The organism is Nocardiopsis sinuspersici (genome assembly GCF_001998325.1).
GTDB lineage: Bacteria > Actinomycetota > Actinomycetes > Streptosporangiales > Streptosporangiaceae > Nocardiopsis > Nocardiopsis sinuspersici.
This window is the reverse complement of the sequence record NZ_MCOK01000001.1, coordinates 588,774-614,110: the sequence shown is the minus strand read 5'-3', so window position 1 is coordinate 614,110 and position 25,337 is coordinate 588,774. Positions and strand designations below refer to the sequence as shown.

22 protein-coding genes are annotated in these 25,337 nt (G+C 70.5%); 8 read left to right on the top strand and 14 right to left on the bottom strand.

The genetic code is table 11. The features are described from left to right. Positions 1 to 4: 4 nt before the first annotated feature. Both NOSIN_RS02645 and NOSIN_RS02640 read right to left on the bottom strand, forming a co-directional pair. Positions 5 to 985: an ABC transporter permease gene (locus NOSIN_RS02645; RefSeq protein ID WP_077689202.1), complete on the bottom strand. Its 981-nt coding sequence runs from the start codon at positions 983 to 985 to the stop codon at positions 5 to 7. A 602-nt stretch (positions 986 to 1,587) separates the two neighbouring features. After that, positions 1,588 to 3,216 carry a family 2 glycosyl transferase gene (locus tag NOSIN_RS02640; protein ID WP_077693366.1) on the bottom strand — a complete coding sequence of 543 codons (1,629 nt, stop codon included), beginning with the start codon at positions 3,214 to 3,216 and terminating at the stop codon, positions 1,588 to 1,590. A 684-nt stretch (positions 3,217 to 3,900) separates the two neighbouring features. Here NOSIN_RS02640 and NOSIN_RS02635 point away from each other — a divergent pair. Next, positions 3,901 to 4,365, top strand: a complete 465-nt coding sequence (locus NOSIN_RS02635) for an ATP-binding protein (RefSeq protein WP_077689201.1) — start codon at positions 3,901 to 3,903, stop codon at positions 4,363 to 4,365. Between the two features lie 64 nt (positions 4,366 to 4,429). On the opposite strand, the gene NOSIN_RS27085 is transcribed toward NOSIN_RS02635, so the two are convergent. The 4 genes from NOSIN_RS27085 to cmtR all read right to left on the bottom strand — a co-directional run bounded on the left by NOSIN_RS27085 (position 4,430) and on the right by cmtR (position 11,104). Continuing rightward, positions 4,430 to 4,597 carry a hypothetical protein gene (locus tag NOSIN_RS27085; RefSeq protein WP_170293651.1) on the bottom strand — a complete coding sequence of 56 codons (168 nt, stop codon included), beginning with the start codon at positions 4,595 to 4,597 and terminating at the stop codon, positions 4,430 to 4,432. Positions 4,598 to 5,548: 951 nt separating this feature from the next. Then, positions 5,549 to 6,400 (bottom strand): SigB/SigF/SigG family RNA polymerase sigma factor, encoded by an 852-nt coding sequence (locus tag NOSIN_RS02625; protein WP_077689199.1) that lies wholly within the window; start codon positions 6,398 to 6,400, stop codon positions 5,549 to 5,551. 539 nt (positions 6,401 to 6,939) lie between these two features. Continuing rightward, a complete protein-coding gene (locus NOSIN_RS02620) occupies positions 6,940 to 10,158 on the bottom strand; it encodes an efflux RND transporter permease subunit (protein WP_077689198.1) in 3,219 nt (1,072 codons plus the stop codon). Between the two features lie 547 nt (positions 10,159 to 10,705). Beyond that, on the bottom strand, positions 10,706 to 11,104 hold the full coding sequence (gene cmtR / locus NOSIN_RS02615; RefSeq protein WP_077689197.1) for a Cd(II)/Pb(II)-sensing metalloregulatory transcriptional regulator CmtR: 399 nt from the start codon (positions 11,102 to 11,104) through the stop codon (positions 10,706 to 10,708). Positions 11,105 to 11,224: 120 nt separating this feature from the next. Between cmtR and NOSIN_RS02610 the strand changes: the two genes are divergently transcribed. The 5 genes from NOSIN_RS02610 (at position 11,225) to NOSIN_RS02590 (ending at position 16,138) form a co-directional block, all read left to right on the top strand. Beyond that, positions 11,225 to 12,139, top strand: a complete 915-nt coding sequence (locus NOSIN_RS02610) for a cation diffusion facilitator family transporter (RefSeq protein WP_077689196.1) — start codon at positions 11,225 to 11,227, stop codon at positions 12,137 to 12,139. Positions 12,140 to 12,310: 171 nt separating this feature from the next. Continuing rightward, complete coding sequence (locus NOSIN_RS02605; protein ID WP_077689195.1) at positions 12,311 to 13,771, top strand: TrkH family potassium uptake protein; 1,461 nt, start codon at positions 12,311 to 12,313, stop codon at positions 13,769 to 13,771. A gap of 27 nt (positions 13,772 to 13,798) precedes the next feature. After that, positions 13,799 to 14,470 carry a potassium channel family protein gene (locus tag NOSIN_RS02600; RefSeq protein WP_077689194.1) on the top strand — a complete coding sequence of 224 codons (672 nt, stop codon included), beginning with the start codon at positions 13,799 to 13,801 and terminating at the stop codon, positions 14,468 to 14,470. Between the two features lie 79 nt (positions 14,471 to 14,549). Next, positions 14,550 to 15,578, top strand: coding sequence for a metal ABC transporter substrate-binding protein (locus NOSIN_RS02595; protein ID WP_170293650.1), 1,029 nt, complete (start codon positions 14,550 to 14,552; stop codon positions 15,576 to 15,578). A 326-nt stretch (positions 15,579 to 15,904) separates the two neighbouring features. Further along, entirely contained in the window at positions 15,905 to 16,138 is a 234-nt protein-coding gene (locus NOSIN_RS02590; protein ID WP_077689193.1) for a DUF397 domain-containing protein, read from the top strand. A 297-nt stretch (positions 16,139 to 16,435) separates the two neighbouring features. On the opposite strand, the gene NOSIN_RS02585 is transcribed toward NOSIN_RS02590, so the two are convergent. Both NOSIN_RS02585 and NOSIN_RS02580 read right to left on the bottom strand, forming a co-directional pair. Continuing rightward, positions 16,436 to 17,278 carry a helix-turn-helix domain-containing protein gene (locus NOSIN_RS02585; protein WP_077693364.1) on the bottom strand — a complete coding sequence of 281 codons (843 nt, stop codon included), beginning with the start codon at positions 17,276 to 17,278 and terminating at the stop codon, positions 16,436 to 16,438. A 261-nt stretch (positions 17,279 to 17,539) separates the two neighbouring features. Continuing rightward, positions 17,540 to 18,037, bottom strand: a complete 498-nt coding sequence (locus NOSIN_RS02580) for an ATP-binding protein (protein WP_077689192.1) — start codon at positions 18,035 to 18,037, stop codon at positions 17,540 to 17,542. 325 nt (positions 18,038 to 18,362) lie between these two features. Between NOSIN_RS02580 and NOSIN_RS02575 the strand changes: the two genes are divergently transcribed. Continuing rightward, positions 18,363 to 19,121: an SDR family oxidoreductase gene (locus NOSIN_RS02575; protein ID WP_077689191.1), complete on the top strand. Its 759-nt coding sequence runs from the start codon at positions 18,363 to 18,365 to the stop codon at positions 19,119 to 19,121. Between the two features lie 176 nt (positions 19,122 to 19,297). On the opposite strand, the gene NOSIN_RS02570 is transcribed toward NOSIN_RS02575, so the two are convergent. From NOSIN_RS02570 to NOSIN_RS02550, 5 genes are all read right to left on the bottom strand, one after another. Beyond that, a complete protein-coding gene (locus NOSIN_RS02570; RefSeq protein WP_375539640.1) occupies positions 19,298 to 20,290 on the bottom strand; it encodes a serine hydrolase in 993 nt (330 codons plus the stop codon). A gap of 137 nt (positions 20,291 to 20,427) precedes the next feature. After that, positions 20,428 to 21,042, bottom strand: a complete 615-nt coding sequence (locus NOSIN_RS02565; RefSeq protein WP_077689190.1) for a CbiQ family ECF transporter T component — start codon at positions 21,040 to 21,042, stop codon at positions 20,428 to 20,430. Beyond that, positions 21,039 to 21,719, bottom strand: coding sequence for an energy-coupling factor ABC transporter ATP-binding protein (locus tag NOSIN_RS02560; RefSeq protein WP_077689189.1), 681 nt, complete (start codon positions 21,717 to 21,719; stop codon positions 21,039 to 21,041). The genes NOSIN_RS02565 and NOSIN_RS02560 overlap by 4 nt, the downstream gene beginning before the upstream one ends. Beyond that, positions 21,719 to 22,354 (bottom strand): biotin transporter BioY, encoded by a 636-nt coding sequence (locus tag NOSIN_RS02555; RefSeq protein WP_077689188.1) that lies wholly within the window; start codon positions 22,352 to 22,354, stop codon positions 21,719 to 21,721. The genes NOSIN_RS02560 and NOSIN_RS02555 overlap by 1 nt, the downstream gene beginning before the upstream one ends. Positions 22,355 to 22,524: 170 nt before the next feature. Next, complete coding sequence (locus tag NOSIN_RS02550; protein WP_143832835.1) at positions 22,525 to 22,827, bottom strand: hypothetical protein; 303 nt, start codon at positions 22,825 to 22,827, stop codon at positions 22,525 to 22,527. Positions 22,828 to 23,401: 574 nt separating this feature from the next. On the opposite strand from NOSIN_RS02550, the gene NOSIN_RS02545 reads away from it, so the two are divergent. Beyond that, complete coding sequence (locus NOSIN_RS02545; RefSeq protein WP_077689186.1) at positions 23,402 to 24,397, top strand: hypothetical protein; 996 nt, start codon at positions 23,402 to 23,404, stop codon at positions 24,395 to 24,397. Positions 24,398 to 24,531: 134 nt separating this feature from the next. On the opposite strand, the gene NOSIN_RS02540 is transcribed toward NOSIN_RS02545, so the two are convergent. Beyond that, the gene (locus NOSIN_RS02540) at positions 24,532 to 25,230 is read right to left on the bottom strand and encodes a glycoside hydrolase family 11 protein (RefSeq protein WP_077689185.1); all 699 of its coding nucleotides are present in this window, start codon (positions 25,228 to 25,230) and stop codon (positions 24,532 to 24,534) included. Between the last annotated feature and the right edge of the window lie 107 nt (positions 25,231 to 25,337).

The following is a 25,337-nucleotide window of genomic DNA, read 5'->3' as shown; positions in this document are numbered from 1 at the left end:
GCGGTCACACCCGCACCCGGGGGTCGAGCCAGGCGTAGAGGATGTCCGAGAGGAAGGACGCCGCCATGATCGTGATCGCCATGAACCAGGAGACGGCCGCGACCACGTGGACGTCCTGTTTGGCGATGGAGTCGATCAGCCACGCGCCCATGCCGTGCCAGCCGTAGATCTTCTCGGTGAACGTCGCGCCGGACACCAGCGCGCCGAAGGTGAAGGTGAAGTAGGTGATGGTGGGGATCAGCGCGGTGCGCAGGGCGTGCTTGAACAGCGCCCGGCGGCGGGTGAGCCCCTTGGCCATGGCGGTGCGCACGAAGTCGGAGCCGAGCACGTCCAGCATCATGTTGCGCTGGTAGCGGGCGAACGAGGCGAACAGCGCGATGGCCAGGACGAACGTGGGCAGGATCGCGTGGTGGATCCGGTTGCCCAGGAGCTCCCACCACGTTCCGTCGAAGCCCGCCGAGTACTCGCCGGAGTAGATCAGGAACTGGGAGCCGAGGCCGTCGTTGACGGTGACGGCCAGGACCTGGACGACGATCGCGATGACGACCGTGGGCACCGACAGCACGAAGAACGACACGGCGGTGGCCGCCTTGTCGAAGCGGCGGTACTGGCGCACGGCGGCGTAGGCGCCCACCGCGATGCCGAGGGCGCTGCCCAGGATGGTGGCGACCGTGATCAGGCGCAGGGTGACGCCGGCCTTCATCCACATCTGCGAGGCGACGTCGCCGCCCTGGATGGTCCTGCCGAAGTCACCGGTCAGCACGCCGCCGATCCAGGTGGCGTAGCGCTGGGCCAGGGGGGTCTGGTCGTTGAGGTTCAGCGCGTCCAGCTGTGAGTTGACCGCCTCCGGGGAGGGCGGTGGCTGCATCTGCTCGAAGTAGCCGCGCGGGTACAGGTTGGTCGCGGCGAGCAGGTAGGCGAAACTCGTCGCGAGGAAGATCAACACGACGTAGTTCAGCAGCCGCCTGGCCAGGAACTTGCCCAAAACTATCTCCGAACCTCACAGCCGAGCCGGCGCTTGATCCCGTTTGTGCGCGGTCGCTACTGGGCGGCACCAGCGGTCCACGGTTCGGAGTGCTCCACAAGCATGCCAATGGTGATTGGCATGGTTAAGCCTTCGCGATCCCGCGACCACCAGTGGGGGGTTACTCCCGGTGACTGCCGAAACACACTTGCATCCCGTTCACGGTCGGTGACCGGAATGTCAAAAGTCTGCGGGAGTATTAGACACTTGACGGTAACCAGTCCATCAAGAAAAGACAACGGTGCCCATTCGAGCACAGATTTCTCATCGTTTTGTCAACTTTTGTACACATGGCAATGACATGGGGCGCATGGTGGCATCAATGGCGTGAGCTGGGAAAACGTGGTTTTCGCATGAGAAGGGGAACCCCGCCGCCCTCCCCGCCGGGAACGCGGTCCCCGGACAAGGCCCGTCGGCCCCGGCCCGAGGCAGACGCGGCACGATCAACGTAGAACCCCAGCTCGCGGGCTCGGAACCGCGTGTCGGAAGGCGGACGCGCGGTCGGTTCTCTCGGAGGGAACACCCACCGCGCCCCTCGCCGCCCCTCACCCTGGGTGTCCGCGTTAAGCGGTGCTCACCGGCGGCCGTGAGCCCCGCTTGCCCTCCGGGCGCACCCGTGTCCGCGCCGACCGGCCCGTCCTCCGCGCGGCCGGAACCGGTCCGGACACCGCCGCCGGCCTGAACCGGGGCACCAGCGGTGCCGGGGACCGCGCCTGCGCCATCCCCCACCAGGTGCCCAGGGAGCGGGCGGCGTCGCCCGCCATCCCCAGGACGGTCCAGGTCACGGGACCGGTCAGGGCCGCTCCCCTGCCCCTGTGCCAGGAGGCCACGTGCGGCAGGACCAGGGCCGCGCCCGCGGTCACCGCGATCCGTCCCGCGCGGCCGGCGCGGTCAACGCGGCCCGGGCCGGTCGCCGGGCCGCCGAAGCGCCGCCCCCGGGCCCAGACGGCCGCACCGCCCACCGCCGCCGCGGCGGCCAGCGGCCACCACGCCGTGCGGACCGCGTGCGTTCCCGTCCGCACGGTGTGCACCAGGTCCAGTCCGGCCAGCCGCGCCGCCTCGGACAGCGGGGTCCGTGCTCCGGCCATGAGGGTGCCCATCACCGACGCGCCGCCCAGCGCACCGGCCGCCAGTGCGGCTCCGGGACGGCCCGAGGCCGCCAGGGCGAGTCCGGCCGCACCGGCCCTGGACAGCTCGGGGCCGGCCGCGCGACGGCCGTGGCGCCGGGCCAGCGGACCGGCGACCGCGCCCGAGGTGAAGCAGGCGCGCAGGTAGTCGCCCAGGCCGGTGGTCGGGGGAGCCCACACCCGGGAACGGGGCTCGTAGCGCACAGACCAGCCGTCGTCGGCCAGCCGCCACAGCAGGTCGAGTTCGGCGGCGGCGCCCAGGCCGGGGTCGAGGTCGGCGACGGCGCCGCGCAGTACCAGGACGGGGACCGGCCGCAGGGGGTCGGTGTGCTCGTTGGCGGGCCCCGGCCGCCCCTGTTCCGGAGTCCCGTGCCCCCAGGGCAGCACGGGCGCGGGGTCGGCGCCGCGGTCCGCGCCCGCCCGGCCGGCGGCGACCGCGGCCACGGTCATCTGCGCGTGGCCGAGGCAGTGGGAGCGGTCGGACAGGACACGGGGCACCACCGCCGCCACGGCGGGATCGGTGAAGTGGCCCAGAGCGGCCTCCAGCCACCCGGCGGCGGGGCGCGTGCCCGCCTCGACCAGGGCGACGAGGTCCGCCGAGCGCAGGCGCAGTGCCGTGGCCCGGGCCTCGGCCCCTCCGGCCGGTCCCGGAACCACCCGGGCGCCGCGGTCGCGGGCCGCCCGGGCCTCGGTGCCGGTGGCGCCGACCACCACGGGCCGCAGCCGCGGGTGGTGCCGGACGAGGTGGTCCAGGGTGGCGCCCAGCGCGGTGGGTCCCGCCCGTCCGACGACGGCCACCTCGACGTTGTCGGTGGGGACCGGGGACCGGGGCCGCGGGTGGGCGAGTCCGGCCCGGACCAGGCCGCGGGCGAGCAGGCCCTCGTCCGCTCCCCCGGTCACGGCCCCGCTCAGCCAGCGGATCAGGGTGCTGACCTGTTCCGCGGAGAGGCGCGCGGCCCGTGGCGGGCATCCGCCGACGAGGACGTGGCCCTCGTCGGCGAGGCGTACCGAGCGGTCGATCTCGATGCCGAGGCCGGCGGAGGGCAGGGGCGAGCGGGAGACCATGCTCACACCCTGTCGCGTCCGGCGTGGCGGGCGCAAGACCGCGGGAGCACCGAACCCCACGTGCGTTTACCTAATCGTTATCCAACCTCATAGGCCCCACCAGTTCCCGAACCCGGACGATACGTGTCCCTGACCGACCGCACAACCAGGCCGAATGCCCTCTTTACCCAGCTCATAGGGGGTTATCCTGACGGAGCCAGGTCGACTGGGTCCCCGGGAAGGCACGGAGCGTATGCTAAGCGCCAATGCGCCCTTCAGTGTCGTAGGGCACATCCACCACCAGACATGACCGACTGCTCCGGCCCGCTCCCAGGCCCCACCACCATGCAGGGTGAAGCCCCGCGGCTTCTCCCCATCCCCTGCCGACGCTCTCGGACCGCGTACGCCGCGGTACGGCATCCGCCCCCTCCCTGCTCCCGGGGGCTCCGACCTGTGTGGCCACCGCGCGCCGTGACCCGTTACACGGGCACGGACGCCTGCCGAGTGCCCGGCGTCCTCGGTGCCATGCCCGCCGCGAACACACGTCCTCGGGGAGTCAACCCAATGTGTGAGACCGCAGCATCCCACAGTCCCCTCGTCACGTGTCACGTGCACGACCCCACCCCCGGGGTCGGCCTCCCGCCACCGGACGCGCTCCGGAACCCGGCCCCCTCGTCCAGTCCGCTCCAACGTCCGGCGAATCCCATGGAAGAGCGCACCTCTCACAACAGCGAAACCGCCCCCTGGCACGTGCGGCGGCGGTTCCCGGGCCTGCCGAGCCAGATCGCCTACGCGAGGAGGTTCGTCGCCCGCCAGCTGGCCGCGTCACCGGAACTGACCACGGCGACGCTGCTGACCAGCGAGCTGGCCACGAACGCCATCACGCACAGCGCCTCGGGCGCGTCCACCGGCAAGTTCGAGGTGTGCGTCCGTCTGGCACCCGGATGGGCGCGGGTGGAGGTGCGGGATCTGGGAAACATGGCGGAGGCACCGCGGCCACAGCACCGGGGCCCCTACGACACCGACGAGCACGGCCGGGGCCTGGATCTGGTCGAGGCGCTCTCCAGCAAGTGGGGAACCGAGCCTCGCGGCGACGGGATGGGCCGCAGGGTCTGGTTCGAGCTGATGTGGGACTGCGACGGCGACCCGGTGGCGGCGGACCCGGACTGACCGGTTCCGGAGCCGGTGCCCGGACCGCTCCGGTACGCCGCCGCGTCCGGGGTGGGCGTTCCCCTCACTCCTCGGTGGCGGCCGCCGAGGGGGTCGCGCCGTCGTCGTCGGTCGGTGTGTGCAGCCTGTAGCGCTCGTAGAGTTCGCGCGCGTAGTCCTTGGCCTCCTGTGACGGTTCCCCGCCCAGCTCGTCGCGGACCAGGTCGTCAAGGCTCTTGTTCGTTTCGTCCATATCCCGAAGCCTGCCTGGCGTGCGTGGATAGCACAAATCGCCGCTCCGGTAACGCAGTGCCAAGGCCCAAGATGCCCCGACTATGGTGATTTGCGGGTTGAAACCCGCCCTGAGCTGCGCATAGCACCCCGGACGGGACCCACCGGTGTTCCGTGCGGACCCCGTTGATTCCGGACGTTTCGCGGCTCCGTGATACCAGGGTGATCCCGGAATCCACGGGCCTTGCGTGCCGGGCCCCGCCCCGCGAGGTGCCACAGGGAATCACCACCGCCGCACTCCACGGCTTACCTGAAACGATGCGGGGCGTTGACTGCGGCGAGACCGTCCTCGCGGCGATGCCTTCCGGGCTGGACGGCGCACCCGGAGGCCGAAGGCGCCCACGACGAAGCAGGGCTGTCTCGGAGTCGGGGCTGTGCGGCGCCGGCGCTGATCACAGGCCTGTGGCGATCCGGCCGGAGCCCGCTGCCTGTAAGCCATCGGCCGGTGGGCCGACGCCGTGCCCCGGCACACCGATCACATGCCCCGCCCCGGCGTGCGCACCGCCCTGCCGGGCGGCTTGGACCCGGCCCCTGTCAGGGCCATCGACCTCGCCGGGCGGATCGGCGTCCTGGCGCACGGGCGCTGGAACATCGAGGCCTGGCACCACGTCACGAAGGAGTACGACGGCGTTGCCTCCGGACCCGCCGAACGAGGCCTCCCGAGAGCCGCGTTCGGCGGCCTGGGGAGGCATGGTACCAGGGTGACGCCGTTTCACCCCCAGGTGACCCCTCTGGCCCGCGCGGGCTGCCCACAGCGAAGAGACGGCACGGACCGGCTCTTCCGGTGACGCAGAGGCGCGGGCCCCGCGGTCCGGAGCCCGGGCGGACCCGCCGCCGTGCCGGAGGACGCCGTGGGGGCGTCCTCCGGCACGGGGCCGGTCAACGGCTTCGGGGCCTGTTCGGCGGACACGGTCTAGCGACGGGAGGAGCCCTCCGAGCTCACTTCCTCGCGCAACTGCTCCAGGATGCCGGCCAGGAGCCGGGAGACGTGCATCTGGGAGTAGCCCATGCGGTCGGCGATCTCGGACTGGGTGTGGTCGCCGAAGAACCGCAGCATGAGGATCTTGCGCTCCCGTTCGGGAAGGCGCGCCAGGGCGGGCTTGATCGACTCGCGCTCGACCACCCGCTCCAGGGCCTTGTCCTCGCTGCCCAGGTGGTCCTCCAGGCGGGCGCCCTCCTGCCCCTCCGAGTCGGAGGAGTCCGGCGCGTCCAGCGACAGGGAGCGGTAGGACTCGGAGACCTGGGCCAGCTCACTGACCTCGGCCTCGGAGATCCCCATCTCCTCGGCGAGTTCGGCGATGGTGGGGGTGCGTGCGTGGGTCTGCTGGAACTCGCCGGTGACGCGCCGCAGCTTGACCCTGTTCTCCTGGTGCCGCCGGGGAACCCGGATCGCCCAGGTGTGGTCGCGGAAGTGGCGCTTGATCTCTCCGGTGACCGTGGGCAGCAGGTAGGAGATGAACGGCTTGCCGCGGTCGGGGTCGTAGCCGTGTACCGCCTTGACGAGACCGACCATGGCGGTCTGCTTCAGGTCCTCCAGCGGTTCGCCGCGGCCCCCGTAGCGGCGTGCGATCTTGTTGATCAGGGGCTGGTAGAGGACCACGACGCGCTCGCGCAGTCTGTTCGCCCTGGGGTCCCCCTCGGGGAGGTCCCGGAGTTCGGACAGGAGCTCCTCGGCGGAGACGTCCTCGGACGACCTGCGCGGCTTGGGGATCGTGGGCGTGTACTCCGTTGTGTTCTGGGACACGTTGGCGGTGATAGCGGACAAGAGAAAACCCCCCGGTGCTCTGTCCTGTGTGTTTCTGGCGTTACTGCCTGGATGGCAGGCCCCAGCAGTGCGTCCCGCTCCCGACTGTTGTCGGGCCCCCTACGGTTCGGCGGTGACCACCGTGGTGCGCAGAGTACGTTCCCTCAGAAACGGCTTCAAAAGCCGTGGGGCAAAATTTTGTTGTCACACGACAACTATCTACCTCGATCACCCCTTCTGACCTGGGGTTCCATGGCCAAAAAAACTGCGGCCGCCGCACCCGGACCCTTCCCCCGAAGGTCCGTGTGGCGCAACGGCCGCACCCTCCCACCTGACGTGTTGCCCGCAGGCACTACCTCCATACCGCCCAAGTACGGAATAAAACATATCTGTCGCTTAATTCACATATCGAACTGTTGTTCGGCTTATTTCGGCTGGGTAAAGCTTCGCCGCCCACCGAAAACGTGACCTGGACCATGGCGGCACGCCCGCTCCGCCGACGACGAGGGGGCGCCCCGCGCACCGCGCGAAGCGCCCCCTGGTCCGGTGGACCGCCGGGATCAGCCGACCGGCTGCTTGACGCGTTCGGCCCCGGGTCCGCCCTTGTCGGCGGTGCCCCTCCCGCGAACACGGCGGCGCTCGGCGCGCGCGTGCCTGCGGGCCGCGCGGCGCTGCCGGCCCCACTCCACCAACTGGTAGAGGACCGGGACCAGGATCAGCGTGAGCACGGTGGAGGTCACCAGGCCGCCGATCACCACGAGCGCCAGCGGCGCGGAGATGAACGCACCGCCGCCCGTGACGCCCAGGGCCATCGGGGTCAGCGCCGCGACGGTCGCGAGCGCCGTCATCAGGATGGGCCGCAGGCGGTGGCGGGCACCCTCCACGATCGCCTCGCCGAGCGGCATCCCGTTGCGCTGGTTCTGGTTGATCAGGTCCATCAGCACGATGGCGTTGGTGATCACCACGCCGATGAGCATCAGCATGCCGACCATGCCCGCGATGCCCAGAGGGGTCCCGGTCACCAGCAGCAGACCCAGCGAACCGGTGATCGCGAACGGCACCGAGATCAGGAGCATCAGCGGCTGGAGCAGGCTCTTGAAGGTCGCCACCATGATCAGGTAGCAGATGACGATCGCGGCGAACATCGCCAGGATGATCTGCGTGAAGCCCTCGCTCTGGTCCTGGCTGACCCCGCCCAGGGCGGTGGTGGCGCCCTCGGGCAGGTCCACCGTCTCCAGGACCCGGGTGATCTCGGCGCTCACGGCGCCCAGGTCGGAGGCGGTGACGCTCGCCGACACGGTGGCGCTGGTGACGCCGTCGACCCGGGTGAGCTCCGGCGGCTGGCGCACCTCCGCCACCTCGGCGACCTCGGACAGCGCGACCGTCCGTCCCGTCGGACCCGCGACGGGCAGGTCCTCCAGGTCGGCCACGCTCTCCGGGGCCTCGTCGAAGCGGACCACCATGTCGCGGCGCGCATCGTCCAGGGTGACGGTGCCGACGCCCTGGCCGTTGAAGGCCGCGGTGACCTGCTGGCCGATCATGGCCTCGTTCATGCCGAGCCGGGCGGCCTCCTCGCCGTCGACGCGCACCTCCAGCGCGGGCCGGGACTCGGAGATGCTGTTGGCGACGTCGGCGGTGCCGTCGATCGCCCGCAGCTCCTCCTCGACGATCCCGGCCGCCTCGGCCAGGGTCTCCTGGTCGTCCGCGCTGACCCGCACCTCGAGACCGGAACCGCCCATGGCCTCCATGCTGCTCAGTCGCGGCTCGTACTCGGTGTCCAGGGCGGCGAGGTCGTCGCGCAGCACCTCGCGGTTGCGGAGCTGGTCGGTGTCGGGGTCGGCGGTGACGTTGTAGTCGACCTGGGCCGAGCCGCCACCGCCCATCATGCCGGCGAGACCGCCGCCGCCCACGTTGGTCTGGTAGGACTCCACCCAGGCGTACCCGGCGAGGACCTCCTCGACCTTGGCCGCCTCGGCGTCGGCCACCTCCAGGGACGTGCCCGGGGGCAGCTCCTGGACGACCGCGTAGGTGTTCTGCTCCGACTGGCCCATCCAGTCGGTCTCGATGCCGCCTGCCATGTAGACCGTGCCGCCGAGGATCACGAGGGTGGCGGTCAGGGTGGTGAGCGTGGCGGCCTTGCGCTTGGTGGTGATCCAGCGGATGACCGGCAGGTAGGCGCGCTGGAGCGGGCTGCGCAGCTCCCGCTCGTACTCCTCCCGCTGGATCTGCTCCTGAGTGGCGTCCCCGATCTCCTTCGGGCGCATGAACCAGTAGCACAGCACCGGGATGAGCGTGATCGAGACGATCAGGGAGGCGGCCAGGGCCAGACTGGCGGTGACCGCGAACGGCATGAAGAGCTCGCCGACCTGGCCGCCGACGAAGGCCAGCGGCAGGAACACGGCGATGGTCGCCAGGGTGGAGGAGACCACGGCGGTGGCGACCTCGCGCACGCCCTGCTTGACCGCGGCCATCCGCTCCTTGCCGTAGTCCAGGTGTCTGCGGATGTTCTCCAGGACCACGATGGAGTCGTCCACCACGCGCCCGATGGAGATCGTGATGGCGGCGAGGGTGAGCATGTTCAGCGAGAAGTCGAACGCCTGCATGCCCAGGAACCCGATCAGCACCGACACCGGGATCGACACCGCGATCACCAGGGTGGAGCGGATCGAGAACAGGAAGACCAGGATGACGAACACCGCGGCGGCCAGGCCCATGCCGCCCTCTTCGAGCATCGCGACGATGGACTCGTTGATGTAGGGGGCCTGGTCGAAGACCACGCTGATGTCGATGTCGTCGCCGAGGACCTCGGCCTGCTCGTCCAGGACGGAGTGGACGCCCTCGGAGACCTCGACGGTGTTGCCGTCGGGCGTCTTCATGACCATGACGCCGATGCTCGGGTCGCCGTTGACGCGCGACAGGCTGGAGGCCTCGTCCTGGACGAGTTCGACGTCGGCGACCTCGGAGAGCCGGACCGGTTCGGGCGCGGCCGCGGGGGGTGCGCCGGGAGCGGCTGCGGACATGTCCCCGTCGGCCGCGGACGGACGCAGCCAGACGCCCTCGACCTGCTCGATCGAGGTGAACTGGTCACCGGTGGTCACGTTCAGGCTGCGGCCGTCGGACTCGACGTCCCCGCCCGGCTGCATCAGGCCGCTGGACTTGAGGGAGTCCACGACGTCCTGGGGGGTCAGGCCCGCGGAGGCGAGCTCGGCCGCGTCCGGCGTGACGACGACGTCGGACTCCACCGCTCCGGTGACCGTCGCCGAGCGCACGCCCGGGACGGACTCCAGCTCGGGGATGAGGTGGGTCTCCAGCGGGTCGACCATGGACTGGTCGTCGCCGTCCTGGGCGCCCGCCGCGAGCATCACGACCGGCATCATGTCCGTGCTGAAGGACATGACGCTGGTGTTCACGTCCTCCGGGAGCATGCCCGAGACCTGGTCGACCGCGATCTGGGTCTGGCGGACGAGGTCGTCCTGGTCCTGGCCGTAGTCGAACTCGACCGTGACCTGGGACGAGCCCGTGCTGGAGGTGGAGGTGACCGTGGTGACGCCGGGGACGCTCTGGACGGCCTGCTCCAGCGGTTCGGTGACCTGGCTCTCCACCACCTGGGGAGAGGCGCCCTGGTAGGTGCCGGAGACCATCACCGTCGGGAGGGACATCGCGGGGAAGAGCTCGCGTTTGGCCGACGCCGCCGCGAGGACTCCGAAGAAGAGGACTGCCAGGGTGATGAGAAGGACCAGCGCCCGGTTGCCGAGCGACATGACCGCCACGCGGTTCATACCTCGGTCCCTTCCACGCTGCTGGCGGCGGTCCCCGTCCGGGGGAGGCCCGCGGCGCGGGCCCTTGCGGCCGATCTGGGCATGAGAGGTTCTCGCTCCTATGTTCACTGCGGACCACGGGGGCGGGCCGTGGCGTGCGGGTCGTCCGGTGCCTGTCGGCGCCCGTCGGAGCACACACGTCGCTTCCGCCGGCTTGTCCGCCGGTGTGCTCTTCCGTCGGTGTCTCCGCCGGCTCGCTCATCGGTTCGACGGCCGGTCCGAACGTGTGGTGGTGGGGGATGCCGGTGTTCGTCCGCGAGGCGCGGGACACCCGTGTCAGCCTCGCGCGTCGGGCCTCATGCATCCGCCGGGCGCACCACTCACCATACGTCGCGTTATATCGGGAGTTGAGTCACCCCTCCCGATTCAGGGGGACTCTCAGGGACACGTCAGCCTTCCGTCAGGGCCGGCTCCGACCAAAGTCGGCGCCCTCATCCCGAAGTCGGAGCCCGGGACCGGTGGGGCGCGCCCTATCCGCGCTCCGAACGGCCGTGGCACGTAACGGACGTCACTTCAGGGACTTCCGGCCCTCGGAGTCTGACGGCCCGGCGCCCTCCACGGACGCCTCCGAGGGGTCCGCGAGCCCGTCCGGGAGGTCCACGGGCCCGTGCGGCTGGGCGGTGCCCCACACCACGCGCAGGAGGTCCTCCAGGGCGTGGGCCAGGGACTCGTCCACGAGTTCGTAGCTGACCTGCCGGCCCCGGGCGGAGGTGCGCACCAGGCCGCAGTCACGCAGGCAGGCGAGGTGGTTGGAGACGTTCTGGCGGGTGAGGCCCAGTTGCTCGGCGAGCCCGGCTGGGTAGTGGGGACCGTCGAGGAGCGCCAGCAGCAGGCGGCAGCGGGTGGGGTCGGCCAGGGCGCGGCCGAGTCGGTGGATGGCGGACAGGCGCTGCTCGGAGGTCAACATGAAAACCATTGTACATAGCTTGCTGTATAGACACTCTGGGCTGTATAAACAGTGATGGCTGAATCATGGGCGCCGTCGTCTACGGCGCCCGGGGACCGGACGGCAGGTCGGGGGGCACCGATGGGCGTGGGACACGGGCACGGGCACGCGGGTACCGCGGGAGCGGCCAACAGCAGGCGGCTGGCGGTGGTCCTCGGGATGATGCTCGCCGTCGCCGTGGTCCAGGTGGCCGGCGCCGCGCTCAGCGGCAGCCTGGCCCTGCTCGCCGACGCCGGGCACACCGTCACCGACTCCCTCGGGGTGGCCCTCGCCCTGGCCGCCGTGTGGATCGCCGCGCGGCCCGCCACCAACAGGCGCACTTTCGGCTACCAGCGCGCGGAGATCCTCGCCGCCGCCGTCAACGCGCTGGTGCTGTTCGTCCTGTGCGGGTTCATCGTGGTGGAGGCGGTCGAGCGGCTCCAAAGACCCGCCGAGGTGTCCGGCCTCGGCATGGTCGTCGTCGCCGCCTTCGGCCTGGTCATGAACGTCGGCGCGCTGTTCGTCCTGCGCGCGGGCTCCCGGACGAGCCTCAACGTCAAGGGCGCCTACCTGGAGGTCATGGGCGACGCCCTGGCCTCGGTCGGCGTCATCGCGGGCGGGATCGTGGTCTGGACGACCGGGTGGGCGCGGGTGGACACCCTCGTGTCGCTGGGCATCGCCGTGATCATCGTGCCCCGTGCCTGGGCGCTGCTGCGCGAGGCTGTGCACATCCTGCTGGAGGCCACTCCCAGGGGCATGGACCTGAGCGAGGTGCGCGACCACCTGCTCGGGCACCCCGCCGTGCTCGACGTCCACGACCTGCACGCCTGGACCATCACCTCCGGTGTACCCGTGATGTCGGCGCACGTGGTGGTCGCCGACGGGTACCTCGGCGACAGCGGCCGGATGCTGGACGAGCTCCACGCGTGCCTGACGGGCCACTTCGACGTCGAGCACTCCACCCTGCAACTGGAACCGCCCGGCCACGCCGACCACGAGGGCTCCTGCCACGCCTGACCCGCCTCCCCCGGCCCGCGGGGGTTCCTCCGACCGCCCACACCAGCCCCCTCCGCGGTTTACGATGCTGGACGGGCCGGTCGACGTGCCACGATCGCAGCGTTCTGGCACAATTCCTCGCGGCCATGTAAAAGGAGGAACCGTGGCACCCTTTCCAACCCCCGACCAGCGATGAGTGAGACGCCGCCGAGAGCGGGCATGCGATCCTTCCTCAGGCCGGTCGCCCACAGGGCGTCGTTCCTCCCCCGGCGGGCATCCCTGCTGAGGCGCCGGATGCGGTTGGACTCCAGCTCGACACGTGAGCCCCGCGGGTGGCGCAAGCCCGCGCGGGTCTTCCTCATGATGTTCATGGCCGTGGACCTGGCGGGCACGGGCCTGCTGATGACCCCGATGGCCACGCCCGACGGCGAGGGGCTCACGTTCGTCGAGGCCTTCTTCACCGCGACGACGTCGCTGGCGGTGTGCGGGCTGAGCGTGATCAACATCGGCGACGATCTCAACGCCTTCGGCCACGCGATCATCCTGGTCCTCATGCAGGCCGGGGGCATGGGGATCATGACCGTGGCCTCCCTGCTGGGCACCGCGATGATCCACCGGTTCGGGCTGCGCATGCAGCTCAACGTGCAGGCCGAGACCCGGAGCCTGTGGGTGGGCGACGTGCGCGGCGTGGTCAGCCGGGTGGCGGTGATCTTCCTGGTGCTCCAGGGGTGCACGTTCCTGCTGATCACGCCGAGGATGTGGCTGGCCTACGACATGTCCTTCGGAGAGGCCCTCTACTCGGGCTTCTTCCACTCGATCTCGGCCTTCAACAACGCGGGCCTGTCGCTCTACGGCGACAGTATGACCCGCTTCTCCGGCGACGCGATCATCCTGGTGACCATCTCCGTCGCGGTCATCCTCGGCGGTATCGGCTTCCCGGTCCTGCTGGAGCTGTGGCGCGAGCTGCGCACCCCGCGCCTGTGGAGCCTGCACACCAAGCTCACCATCACCACCACCATGATCCTCTACGTGGCCGGGGCGCTGCTGGTGATCGTGATGGAGTGGGACAACCCGGCGACCCTGGGCCGGCTGCCCTGGACGGCCCGGATCATCGACGGCTTCTTCCACGGCGTGATGCCCCGCAGCGGCGGCCTCAACGTCGTCGACACCGGCCAGATGGAGGACGCCACGCTGCTGACGACCATCATGCTCATGTTCGTCGGCAACGGCAGCGCCGGAACGGCCGGGGGCATCAAGGTCGCCACCCTCGCGGTGATCTTCCTGGTGGTGCTGGCCGAGGTCCGCGCCCAGGACAAGGTGCACGTGTTCGACCGCCAGCTCTCGCCCGAGGTCGTCCGCCAGTCGCTGAGCCTGGTGTTCCTGTCCGCGACGGTGGCGGCGTTCACCACCATCCTGCTGGTGCGCACCACCCCCTACGACACGCTGCCCGTGATGTTCGAGGTGGTCTCCGCCGTCGGCGTGGTCGGCCTGTCCACCGGCATCACCGCGGACCTGGCACCCTGGGTGCAGTGCCTGCTGGCCGTACTCATGGTGGCCGGGCGGATCGGTCCCATCACTTTCGTGACGGCGCTCGCGTTCCGCGACCGCCCCCGTCGCTACGATCTCGCCAAGGCGCGGCCGATCATCGGCTGAGGCCCCCCGGCACAGAAGGAGAGACCCGTGCAGCAGCACAGGAGACCCACCGACAGGCGCGTCCTGGTCATCGGCCTGGGCCGGTTCGGCAGTTCGCTGGCCCTGGAACTGGTCAGCCGGGGGTGGGAGGTACTGGGCGTCGACTCCAGCCCGCGCATGGTGCAGACCTACGCCGACGCCCTCACCCACACGGTGATCGCCGACGCCACCGACGAGGAGGCGCTGCACCAGGTGGGCGCGTCCCAGTTCAACCGGGCGGTGGTGGCCATAGGGACACACCTGGAGGAGAGCATCCTGGCCACCTCGCAGCTGGTGGACATGGGGGTGTCCAACATCTGGGCGAAGGCGACGAGCCGCCGGCACGGGCGGATCCTGGAGCAGGTGGGCGCCCACCACGTAGTGCTGCCCGAGCACGACATGGGCGAGCGCGTGGCGCACCTGCTGTCGGGCCGGATGCTCGACTACGTGGAACTGGAGGAGGGCTTCTCCCTCGGCAAGACCAAGGCCCCCAGGGCGCTGACCGGCAAGTCCCTGCGGGAGACGGGGGTCCGCCAGCAGTACGGGATCACCGTGGTGTCGGTGAAGCGGATGGGCGAGGAGTTCACCTACGCCACCCAGGAGACGGTGCTGAACAAGGGAGACGTGATCGTGGTGGCGGGCAGGACCGACGACGTGGAGCGCTTCTCCGAGTCCACCTGAGCCGACGCGGACGTCCCTCTCGGGTTCCCCACCAAACGGACAAATTGACAACCGTTTTCATTTTCCCGAGAATTGACCCATGCGAACTGGGACAGCCCTGCGAGCCGCCGCCCTCGGCGCCGCCACACTCATGACGATCACCGCCTGCGGAGGCGGCGGGGAAGGCGGCGGCACGGGTGTCTCCCCTGCCGAGGCCGACCTCACCGTGGTCACCGGCGTCTACCCCCTGGAGTGGCTGGCCCGGCAGGTCGGCGGTGAGCGGGTGGCGGTCGTCCAGCTCACCGAGCCGGGCACCGAACCCCACGACCTGGAACTCACCGGCCGCCAGGTCGCCGAGGTCATCGAGGCCGACATCGCCTTCCACGTGGGCGGCCTCCAGCCCGCCGTGGACGAGGCGATCGAGCAGGAGGCCCCCGAGAGCGCGCTCGACGTCGCCGACCTCGTGCACCTGCGCCCCGCCGAGGAGGCCGGGGACGAGCACGCGGAGGAGGAGCACGCCGCGGATGAACACGCGGAGGAGGAGCACGCCGCGGACGAGCACGCGGAGGAGGAGGGCCACGCGGAGGAGGAGGGCCACGACCACGGCGAGCACGACCCCCACTTCTGGCTGGACGTGGACCTGATGGCGCAGGTGGCCCAAGCGCTCGGCGACCGCATGGCCGAGGTCCACCCCGAGGGCGCCGACCGCTACGCGCGCAACGCGGAGGCCGTGACCGCCGAACTGGAGGCGATCGGCCGGGAGTACGAGGAGGGCCTGTCCTCCTGTGAGCACGAGGAGGTGGTCGTCGGGCACACCGCCTTCACCTACCTCACCGAGGACTACGGCCTGGAGCAGGTCGGCGTCAGCGGGGTGGACCCCGACACCGAGCCCTCTCCCTCGCAGATCGCGGCGATCACCGACACCGTCCGCGAGCACGACATCACCACCGTCTTCACCGAGCCGCTGATGCCCGCGGCGACCGCGGAGACCATCGCCGCCGAGACGGGCGCGCGGGTGGAGGTGCTCGATCCCCTGGAGGGCGTCACCGAGGAGTCCCCCGGCGACGACTACCCCTCGATCATGCGCGGCAACCTGGAGGCGCTGACCACCGCGCTGTCCTGCTCCTGACCGCCCCGCCCCTTCGAGCCCCGCCGGGCCCGCGGCGCCCGCCGCGGGCCCGGCGGGGCTCTCGTCCTTCCGCGTCCGCCTCCCGGGCCGACCCCGCGACCAGGGTCCGATGACCCCGCCATCGGCCGATCCCACGACCGGCCCGATGCACGCGGACCTGCGGCCGCACCACCTCCACCCTCGGGTAACGCCCTGCTTACATACCGGGAAACCCTCGGACAAGTGGCGGAGGTCACGGTATGCTTGTGAATATGTCAGTGCCGATGCACGTGCATCTGGCAGTGCATAAGCACGGACGCATTCCCCTCAAGGAACGAAGGAGCAGCATGACCGCACACAACGGCATCCCCGCGACCAACCTCACCGACGCCGCCTGGCAGAAGGCCAAGCGCAGCAACTCCCAGGGAGCATGCGTGGAGATGGCCCGCCTCGGCGACGGTTCCATCGCCGTGCGCAACTCCCGCTTCCCGTCCGGGCCGGCCCTGGTCTACACCCAGGAGGAGATCGACTGCATGATCCTGGGCGCCAAGGACGGCGACTTCGACAACCTCCTCAGCTAGGGAGGCTCTTCCGCCAGTCACGTCGCCGTCCTCGGAACCCGAGGGAGGGACCGTTGCCAGGCGGTGGTCCCTCCCCCGAGCAGCGGCCCGGTTGCCACGCCCTCGTCCGGGTCGGCCGGAGACGGACCGCGTGGGGTCCCCGGCAAGGACCCCACGCCAGGCACGGGTGACGTGTCCCCCCTGGCGGCCCCTTCCCGGAGCGGACGGCACGGGAAAACCAGAAAGGCCCGCCTCGGCGAGCCTGTCTCGATCCCCGGCCTCGTCGCCCCGGACCCCTCCCGGACGCAAGGCGTGCCCTCACCCCTTGTCCAGGTCCTCCAGCATCTCCCTGAGCATCTCCAGCGTCTCGTCCGGCGTGGCCGCGGCGACGCTCAGCCGGGTCATGGCCTTGGTGTAGGCCTCCACCACGGGGCGGCGGTCGATGATCTCGGCGTCGGTGAGCTGCTCCAGGTAGACCATGTCCGCCAGTTCGAACTCCGAGTAGCGCAGGAGCGTGAACGAGCCGGCCTCGGCGGCGTGCGCGCCCACCGCGAAGGGGACGATCTGGAGGGTGATGTTGTCGTGCTCCTCGCTGAGCTGGATGAGCCACTCCAGCTGGCCGCGCATGATCTCGGGCCCCTCCTCGGGGCCGCCGATCGGTCGGCGTACCGCCGCCTCGTCGAGGATGACCCACATGCGCATGTTCTTGTCCGTGCGCAGGCGGCGCTGTCTCTTGAGTCTGGCCTCCACCCGCTGCTCGGTGACCTGGTCGGTCTCCACGCCGCCGGAGATGATCGCCCGCGCGTACTCCTCGGTCTGCAACAGGCCGGGGACGAACTGGGACTCGTAGATACGGATGTGGTCGGCGGCCTCCTCGAAGCCGACGTAGCGGATGAACCACTTGTGCAGTGACTCCCCGTACTCCTTCCACCATCCGGGCTTGTTGGATTCGCGCGCGACTTCGAGGATTTCCTTGATCCTCCTGCGGTCGGTGACCCCGTACATCTTGAGGAGGTCCTCGATATCGCGCAGCTTGAAACCGACCCGGCCGAGTTCCATACGGCTGATCTTGGACGCCGACACGCGAATCTTGTTCCCGGCGTCCTCGCGACTGATACCGCGGGCCTCCCGGAGTTGGCGCAGCTCGTGTCCGATCAACATGCGGCGCACGGTGGGGCCGCTCCCCTGGCGCAACCGAGCGATATCCACGTTCGCCGCCTCTCCGTCATTCCTCGAACAAGGGTATCCGGGCCGTCGGGACACCTTTGCCATGCGATCAAGACACTACATGTACACGATAGAGCCACGGCGCGCGCACGTCCCAGGGCCTCGGTCAGAGGACCTTCCCACGCACCGGGAAGGGCCCGCCGCCGGGCGGGGGAGAACAGGTCGGCCATCCGGCCGGGGGGCGCTTCGACCGACTCACACGAATTGCGCCCAAACGAACTTGCCGCCGGGCGGTGTGGGAATCACACCCCACTCTTGCGCGAAAGCACTCACCAGGGCAAGCCCCCGGCCGCCCTCCAGGTCGAGATCGACTTCCCTCGGCTGGGGGAGCCGGTCTCCGCCGTCGCGGACCGCGCAGATGAATTCACCGCCGCTGCGCATCAGCGACAGCTGAATACCCCCTTCACCGCGCCTGGTCAAGGGCAGAGGGGCACCGTGCCTGACCGCATTGGTAACCAATTCGGAAACGACCACAGCGACATCACCGCACAAGTACCGCATCTCCCATTCATGGAGAAGGGCCTCGGAAATCTCACGTGCGGCGCCCACCGCGTGGGGCCGGGGTTCGAAGCTCCACGTGACGGCGTCGTGCCTGTCTCCGCAGACGGGGGTGTTCCATCGGCGGGAACCGTGCGTCAGGACCCTGAGCCACCAACCACCGGTCGGTTCCGCCACCGCCTCCGCACACTCCATGCCTTCCACTCCTCCCTGACGCACCGCGGCGTGAGCGGCAGTGGCACGTTCCCAGGATACGCGGTGTCCGTGTACGGGGTCGGGCGCGTGCCGCTGCACGGCTCGAATGCACGTGCATCTTGGTCTTGCTGGCAATCGTAGGCCAACCCCCGGCGATGTGCAGGAAAACCGGGAGACCAACTTCGGCTGGTCCCTAAAGCGCGGTAGGGAGGGGACGATCCCGCCATCGGACCGTTTCCCCGAACCACCCCCAGGAACCTACCGACCGGTTGGCATGCGGATAGGATTCCCTCGCGCCCACCACGTTAATTCTGGAGGTAACACCATGTCCCCAACGCCCCGTGTGGCCATCGTGACCGGCGCGGCCCGTGGGATCGGTGCCGCCACGGCTGAGCGCCTGGCGCGCGAGGGCCGGGCCGTCGCCGTGCTGGACCTGAAGGAGTCCGACGCCCAGAAGGTCGTGGACCGCATCACCGCCGCGGGCGGCACGGCCCTGGCCGTGGGCTGCGACGTGTCCGACCCCGACCAGGTGACCGCCGCCGTCGACACCGTCGCCGACCGCCTCGGCCCGCCCGCGATCCTGGTGAACAACGCCGGTGTCCTGCGCGACAACCTGCTGTTCAAGATGTCCGTGGAGGACTGGGACACCGTGATGAACGTGCACCTGAGGGGCTCGTTCCTGATGAGCAAGGCCGCCCAGGCCCACATGACCAAGAACGGCTGGGGCCGGATCGTCAACCTGTCCAGCTCCTCGGCTCTGGGCAACCGCGGCCAGGCCAACTACTCCGCGGCCAAGGCCGGGCTCCAGGGGTTCACCAAGACCCTCGCCATCGAGCTGGGCAAGTTCGGCGTCACCTGCAACGCGATCGCGCCCGGGTTCATCGAGACCGACATGACCAAGGCGACCGCCGAGCGCATCGGCGTCAAGTACGAGGAGATGAAGGCCTTCAAGGAGGCCGAGATCCCCGTGCGCCGGGCGGGCGTGCCCGACGACATCGCCAACACGGTCGCCTTCCTCACCGGTGAGGACGCCGGATTCGTGTCCGGCCAGGTCGTCTACGTCGCCGGCGGCCCGCTGGACTAGGTCCGTGCCTGTCGCGGGGTTCCGCCTCGCTCTGCCCCGTCCGGCTCCCGCCGGGCGGGGCGCACGTGTTTCAGGCTCCCGACAGCGATGATCTTGCTCCCGGTGACACTGTCGGTGGTCGGGAGTGCCACTGGGAGCAAGATCATCCGGGGTTCCGGGCTTGCCGGAGCCGGTGGTCAGCGGACGGACTCCTCCAGGATCAGCGGCTCCTCCAGGGCGCCGGTGACCGTGGAGGCCAGCTCCTCCACCAGGGCGACGCCCGTGGCGTAGCCGGCGCTGCCGTCGGTGAGGACCGCGATCAGGTACTCGTGTCCGGAACCGGCCACGTAGCCGACGCTGTTGACGTTCCACAGGCCGCCGTTGCTCTCCCGCGGCGTCCATCCGTTCTTGAGGCCCACGACGTCGTCGGGGTCGGCGCCAGCCGAGACGCCCCATGCCTGTTCGGGGGCGACGGACTCCATCAGCCCGCGCGCGTAGTCGCGGCTCTCCTGCGACAACGGGCTCTCCTCGCAGTAGAGGGCGCGCAGCAGCCGCACCTGGTCGGCGGCGGTGGTCATGGTGGCGCCCCACACGCCCCGGGGATGGGGATCGGTGCCGGTGAAGCCGAGGACCTCGGATCCGTGCACGAAGCCGTCCGTGAAGCCGATCCGCGAGTACAGGCCGTCGGTGACCTCGTTGTCGCTGTAGCGGATCATCACGGAGACCTGGGCCCGCTCGGCCTCGGTGAGGTCGCGCCCCTCCTCCTGCGCACGCAGGAGCAGCATGGCCAGGATGGTCAGCTTGACGGTGCTCGCCGTGGGGAACTGCTGGTGCGCGTTGTGGCTGAAGGTGGCGCCGGTGCGCAGGTCCTGCACGGCGACGCCGAAGTCGGCGTCGTACTCATCGGAGAGCGCCCCGATCCGGGCGGTGAGCTCCTCGCGCTGGGCGGGGGTGAGGCCCTGCCCGCCGGTGGCGGGGCCGGTGCGGGGCGCGAAGGGCACCAGGGGAGGGATCTCCTCGGAGAGCAGGGCGCGGACCAGGGCCGGATCCGGCTCAGGGGGGACACTCCCGGCGGCGGAGGTGGCGCCGGGCAGGGCGAGGGCCATCAAGGCGACGAGGACGACCGCCGTGGTGAGGGCGGACCAGGTCCTGGTCTCGGCGGGGGGACGACGCCGGGGCACACTGATCACCGGTTCGTTGGCGCGCGCTGCTTCGGACGGACTGGACCGTCATTATCCATCGAAATACGTGCGAATCCGACCATCCGATACTCAATCGGTACCGGATTCCCTCGTTTCGTTCCCGGGGGTGCAGCCCGGTGGACACATCAGTGTCTGGTGTCCTCATCGATACCCCGGGCCACGAGCGCCTCCCCCGTCGCGTCGGCCATCCGCAGCAACTGGACGATCACCGGGACCACCAGCAGGTGGGGCCGGCCGGACAGTCCCCGCGCCCGGTAGCCCTCGCGGGCCGCCTCCCACGCGGCGGCGGCCATCGGGATGGAGCGGATGGTGAGCGCCAGGACGAGGGCGATCCGGTCGGGGTTGGCGCCCAAGTGGCGCAGCGGCCGGACCAGCCGCTCGAAGAGGTCGAGCATCTCGCGCACGCGGGTGGTGAGGGTGACGAGGTTGGCGAGCAGGACGAGGGCGGCCAGCTGCGCGCACAGGCGCAGGGCCGTCTGCCAGTCGGCGAACAGGACCTGGAACAGGCCGATGGCCAGCAGGAACGGCCACAGCGCGCGCAGCGCGGACCAGGCCCGCCGCAGGGGCAGTCCCACCGCCGGGTAGAGCACGAGCGCGGCGGCCAGGGCGCCGGCCGCGACGCGGTGGTCGGCCCAGACGACCAGGCCGATCCCGGCCAGCAGCAGCGCGAGGAGTTTGGCCCCGGCCGGGGTCCGGTGGAGGGGGCTGTGGCCGGGGACGTACAGGCCGACGGTGCTCACCGCTCGTCCATGAGCTTGGTGTAGTGGGGCACGGCGTCGCCGGGCACGCCGTCGAAGACCACCCGTCCGGCGTCCATGACCAGGACCCGGTCGAAGTCGTCGAGCAGGTCCAGGTCGTGCGTGAACAGCACGACCTGCTGTTCGAGGCCGTCGAGGGTGCGGTGCACCATGCGGGTGTTGCGCAGGTCGAGCAGGGTGGTGGGCTCGTCGCAGACCAGCACCTCGGGTTCGGTGACCAGGACCGAGGCCAGGGCGAGGAGCTGTTTCTGGCCGCCGGAGAGCAGGTGCCCGGGGTGGTCGCGGTGGCCGTCGAGGCCGTAGCGGACCAGGGCCTCCTCGACCCGGCGGGCGGTCTCCTCACGGCCGAGCTTCAGGGCGCGCAGGCCGATCTCCACGTCCTCGGCGACGGTGGGCATGATGATCTGGTTGGCGGCGTCGGAGAAGACGAAGCCGACCCTGCGCCGGATGTGTCTGGCGTGACGCCGGGTGTCCCACTCCCCCAGCGTCACCCGGCCCTCGTCGGGGACGACGAGGCCGTTGAGGGTGCGGGCGAGCGTGGACTTGCCCGATCCGTTGGCCCCGATCACGCCGATGCGGTGCTCGGCGAGGTCGAGGGTGACGTCGCGCAGCACGGCGCGGTCGTCGTAGGAGTGGGAGACCCCCTCGAGTCGGAGCATCAGGCGGCTCCGCCCTTGCCCTCGTCGACCTCGACGACCGGGTGCCCGGCGGGCGGGATGGGGTAGGCGCGAAAGACCGTGCTGGCGATGAGGGCGGTGACGACGGCCTTGACGAGGTCTCCCGGAAGGAAGGCCAGCATGGAGTAGGTGGTGGCCAGGACCCCGCTGCCCGCGACGACGGCCATCCAGGGGACGCCGATCGCGTAGATGACGAGGATGCCGCCGACGACGTTGATGCCCAGGCCCGCCCAGAAGCGGTAGCGGCCGTGGTTGCCGCGGACCAGGAGGTCGGTGAGCACGCCGATGACCAGCGCGGCGAAGATCCAGCTGACGATGAATCCGGCCGAGGGCCTGGCCAGGACCCCGACACCGCCCATGCCGCCCGCGAAGAGCGGGAGTCCGGCCAGGCCCAGGGCGAGGAAGGCGGCGACGGCGAGGGTGCCGCGCTTCCAGCCCAGGAGGCTGGGGGCGAGCATGATGCCGAGGGTCTGGAGGGTGATCGGCACCGGCGAGAACGGCAGCGGGATGGCGACGGCGACGCTGAGTGCGGCGATGAGTCCGGCGAACACGGCGATGAGTGCGAGGTCGCGGGCGGTCAGGCCCTTGTGGCGGACGACGTTCCTGGTCGTGGGCATGGGTGGGTTCCCTCAGGGGTGTGGGAGCGGATCACCTCCCATTGTCCGTGATGCCGGTGACCGGGGCAGGGGGCGGGTCGCACAGTTCCGCGCGCCCGGTTGTTGTGGGGTTCGTCCTGAGACCCGGGTCACAGACCCGGGTCACGCGGCCGCGGAACCGCCGCACGGCCTCATGTCGCGGTCGACCGCCCTCTCCTGCTCTTCGGACGGTGCGTGATCCCCGCGACGACGAGTGCGGCGAGTGCGGGGACGTAGAACACCCCGACCGACAGGATGCCGAGGGCGATCGCAGCGGCCAGGAGGGCGGCGCACACCCAGGTCGCGGTGCGCCGGTGCGGCGCTGGGACGACGAGCGGAGCCACGGCGATCAAGGTCGTGAGGGTGCCCCATACGAGCACCGGGAGAATCTGCCCGGTGAGCGCCGTCAGCAGAAGTGTCGCGGCGACGGCGGCCACCGGAGCCACAAGAAGCACGATGTCTTCTCCCAGGGGTCGGGCTAGACGTACTGGTGGGGACCCTGGTACCGCTGGTCGGGCTTCCAGTATGGTTGGGGATCCCCGAAGGTGGGCACGGATATGGCCCTCCCCACGCCTTCCTTTTTACGTAGGATGACCGAAATCGTCACTGGTGTGACGCCTGGGACTCTCCCGCCGATGATCTTGCTCCCAGTGGCACTGTCGGCGCTCCACAGTGCCACTGGGAGCAAGATCATCCCAGGTGGGGCGGCGTTCTTCACGTGCCGAACGGCGATGGGGGTGGCCATGGGCACAGAGCCTATCGCCGTGTCACCGTGGCATCAGTGGTTTTCGCCCCACGCTCCGGTGCGCCCGGCCCGGCGGATACGGGCGATGGGCACCGGGAACACGCACACGGGGACGGGAACGCCCAGCCGGTGGCCGCACGGCCCGCCGTCCAGCGTGCACGGCCACGTCCTTCCCGTGCCGTCGGGGCTGTCGCAGCCGCTCGGTACGCTCCGCGTGTCCCTCCAGTCCCTCCGCCGCCGGTGCCTCCCACCGAAGCCCGCGGCACCGCACCCGGGAGTCCGTCATGGAACCGACCTACGCCGACCTCTCCGTCGAACCGGCCCGCCTGGGCAACGCCACCGTGCGGTACGGGAACGGCCGGTTCGGCGGAGACCATCTGAAGCTGGACGCCGGCGGCTCGGTCGAGTTCGCCTTCGAGACGGACGAGGACGTCGTGGAGGCGGTCCTGAGGGTGACCGCGCTCGTTTCCAAGAGCGGGCGCTCCCCCGGGTACGCCCCGATGACCGTCCTGGTCAACGGCGAGCCGGTCGCCTCACGCATGACCGTCCCCGGAGGCGGGGACCTGCCGCAGGACTGCGACTTCGCCGTCCCCGGGCGGTGGCTGCGCCGGGGACGCAACCAGGTGACGGTGCGCAGCGGCGCCGACGCGCGGACCATGCTGTGGCTGTACCGGGTCAGCGTCGACTCCGTCCACGAGCGGGGCCGCGCGGCACGGGCGATGGCCTCTGCGGCCGACGAGCGGTCCGTGCTCCGCTACACCACCCGTAGACGGGTCCACTCCCCGGCGGGGGAAGAGCGCCGCTGGGAGCCCGCCGGGCGGCTGCTGGTCCACGTCGACCGCGGCGAGCGGGCCCCGATCGCGCAGCTCTCCTGGCGCGCCGCGGACGGAGCCGAGGCGGCGATCGGCTTCCAGTCGGCCCTGGGGGACTTCCACGGCTACCACCGCGACGCGGACGGTCGCCTGGCCGAGTACCGCGGCCACCTGGTGGAGCGCAGGACCTACCCGGAGGGCACCGAGGGGGTGACCGTGCACCGCTTCCGCACCGAGGAGGGGTGGGGCGGCGGCTGGCACGCCTCCGGCGAACTGCGGATGCTCGTCGACGACGGCGGCGGCGCCCCCGTGGAGCGCCTCACCTGGCGCGACCAGCGGGAGAACTCCGGGTCCGTCGCCTTCGAGGCGGAGGCGGACGGGTTTCTCGGTTACTACCAACGTGTCGGCGAGGGTCCCATCGGCTACCGGGGCACGGCCCTCGCGAAGGGGCCGGCCGATCTCGTGTGACCTCGGCCGACGGAGGTGTGGCGCGGCGGCCGGAAGCCGCCGCGCCACGGGTGCGGGGTCGGGGCGTCACCGGCTCACGCGGGGGTCGTTGACGTTCCGGGAGCCAACGACCGCGTCAGGGAACCGGAGGCCCGTCAGCCCACGTAGAGGTTGGAGTTGCCGCTGCTCTGGTATCCCTCGGTCGCCATGATCATGTAGTAGCTGAAGTTGCCCAGGTTCATTCCGGCCCTGTTCCAGGCGTCGAAGTGGTTGCCGGTGGTGATGGTCCCGCCCACCCTCTTCGACTGGCGGACGCTCCAGTACTGGGGGAAGGTCTGGGTGCCCTCCACCGAGGGGGAGTCGTAGCGCATCGTGCGGTAGACGTCGTAGTTGCCGCCGTCGCTGTAGACCGTGCCCCGGTGCTCTCCCGTGGGCCGGTAGGTGCCCCAGCTGTCGACGATGTAGTACTCCACGAGCGGGTTCGACGTCCACCCGTACAGGCACAGGTATCCGTTGCCGGACGGGTTGAAGCCACCCGAGTAGTTCACGTTCCTGCGGCCGCCGTTGCTCCAGCCCTTGCCGCAGACGAAGTTGCCGGTGTTGCGCCACTGGGTGCTGTAGTTGCCGCCGTTGCCCAGGGTCATGGAGACCGAGCCGCCGCCGTCGGTCCAGAACGAGTAGTAGTAGCCGTTGTGGGTGCCGGTCTGGTTCTGGGTGATGGTCTGCATGGCGTGGGCGGTGCCGGGCATCGCCATGATCGCGGGCACGGTCAGCGCCAGCGCGCCGACGCCGCCGAGAAGTCCTCTGCGGCTGATCTGGGGGAGGTGGGGGGTGGGGGTGTCTTCCGTTGACATGCTTCCTCCTTGCGAAGGCTGACAGGGGGGTCAGCCGGCGCGACACGGGCCGGAGGGGTCGTCGGTGGCCAGGGGACGGCCACCGCGCTTCGACCCCGTATCACGCG

Coding starts and splice junctions, on each gene's coding strand:
- NOSIN_RS02620 (WP_077689198.1), bottom strand. CDS start 10,158: ATGAACCGCGTGGCGGTCATGTCGCTCGGCAACCGGGCGCTGGTCCTT.
- NOSIN_RS02540 (WP_077689185.1), bottom strand. CDS start 25,230: ATGTCAACGGAAGACACCCCCACCCCCCACCTCCCCCAGATCAGCCGC.
- NOSIN_RS02610 (WP_077689196.1), top strand. CDS start 11,225: ATGGGCGTGGGACACGGGCACGGGCACGCGGGTACCGCGGGAGCGGCC.
- NOSIN_RS02575 (WP_077689191.1), top strand. CDS start 18,363: ATGTCCCCAACGCCCCGTGTGGCCATCGTGACCGGCGCGGCCCGTGGG.
- NOSIN_RS02545 (WP_077689186.1), top strand. CDS start 23,402: ATGGAACCGACCTACGCCGACCTCTCCGTCGAACCGGCCCGCCTGGGC.
- NOSIN_RS02555 (WP_077689188.1), bottom strand. CDS start 22,354: ATGCCCACGACCAGGAACGTCGTCCGCCACAAGGGCCTGACCGCCCGC.
- cmtR (WP_077689197.1), bottom strand. CDS start 11,104: ATGTTGACCTCCGAGCAGCGCCTGTCCGCCATCCACCGACTCGGCCGC.
- NOSIN_RS02605 (WP_077689195.1), top strand. CDS start 12,311: ATGAGTGAGACGCCGCCGAGAGCGGGCATGCGATCCTTCCTCAGGCCG.
- NOSIN_RS02580 (WP_077689192.1), bottom strand. CDS start 18,037: ATGGAGTGTGCGGAGGCGGTGGCGGAACCGACCGGTGGTTGGTGGCTC.
- NOSIN_RS02595 (WP_170293650.1), top strand. CDS start 14,550: ATGCGAACTGGGACAGCCCTGCGAGCCGCCGCCCTCGGCGCCGCCACA.
- NOSIN_RS02590 (WP_077689193.1), top strand. CDS start 15,905: ATGACCGCACACAACGGCATCCCCGCGACCAACCTCACCGACGCCGCC.
- NOSIN_RS02635 (WP_077689201.1), top strand. CDS start 3,901: ATGGAAGAGCGCACCTCTCACAACAGCGAAACCGCCCCCTGGCACGTG.
- NOSIN_RS02640 (WP_077693366.1), bottom strand. CDS start 3,216: ATGGTCTCCCGCTCGCCCCTGCCCTCCGCCGGCCTCGGCATCGAGATC.
- NOSIN_RS02560 (WP_077689189.1), bottom strand. CDS start 21,719: ATGCTCCGACTCGAGGGGGTCTCCCACTCCTACGACGACCGCGCCGTG.
- NOSIN_RS27085 (WP_170293651.1), bottom strand. CDS start 4,597: ATGGACGAAACGAACAAGAGCCTTGACGACCTGGTCCGCGACGAGCTG.
- NOSIN_RS02585 (WP_077693364.1), bottom strand. CDS start 17,278: ATGTTGATCGGACACGAGCTGCGCCAACTCCGGGAGGCCCGCGGTATC.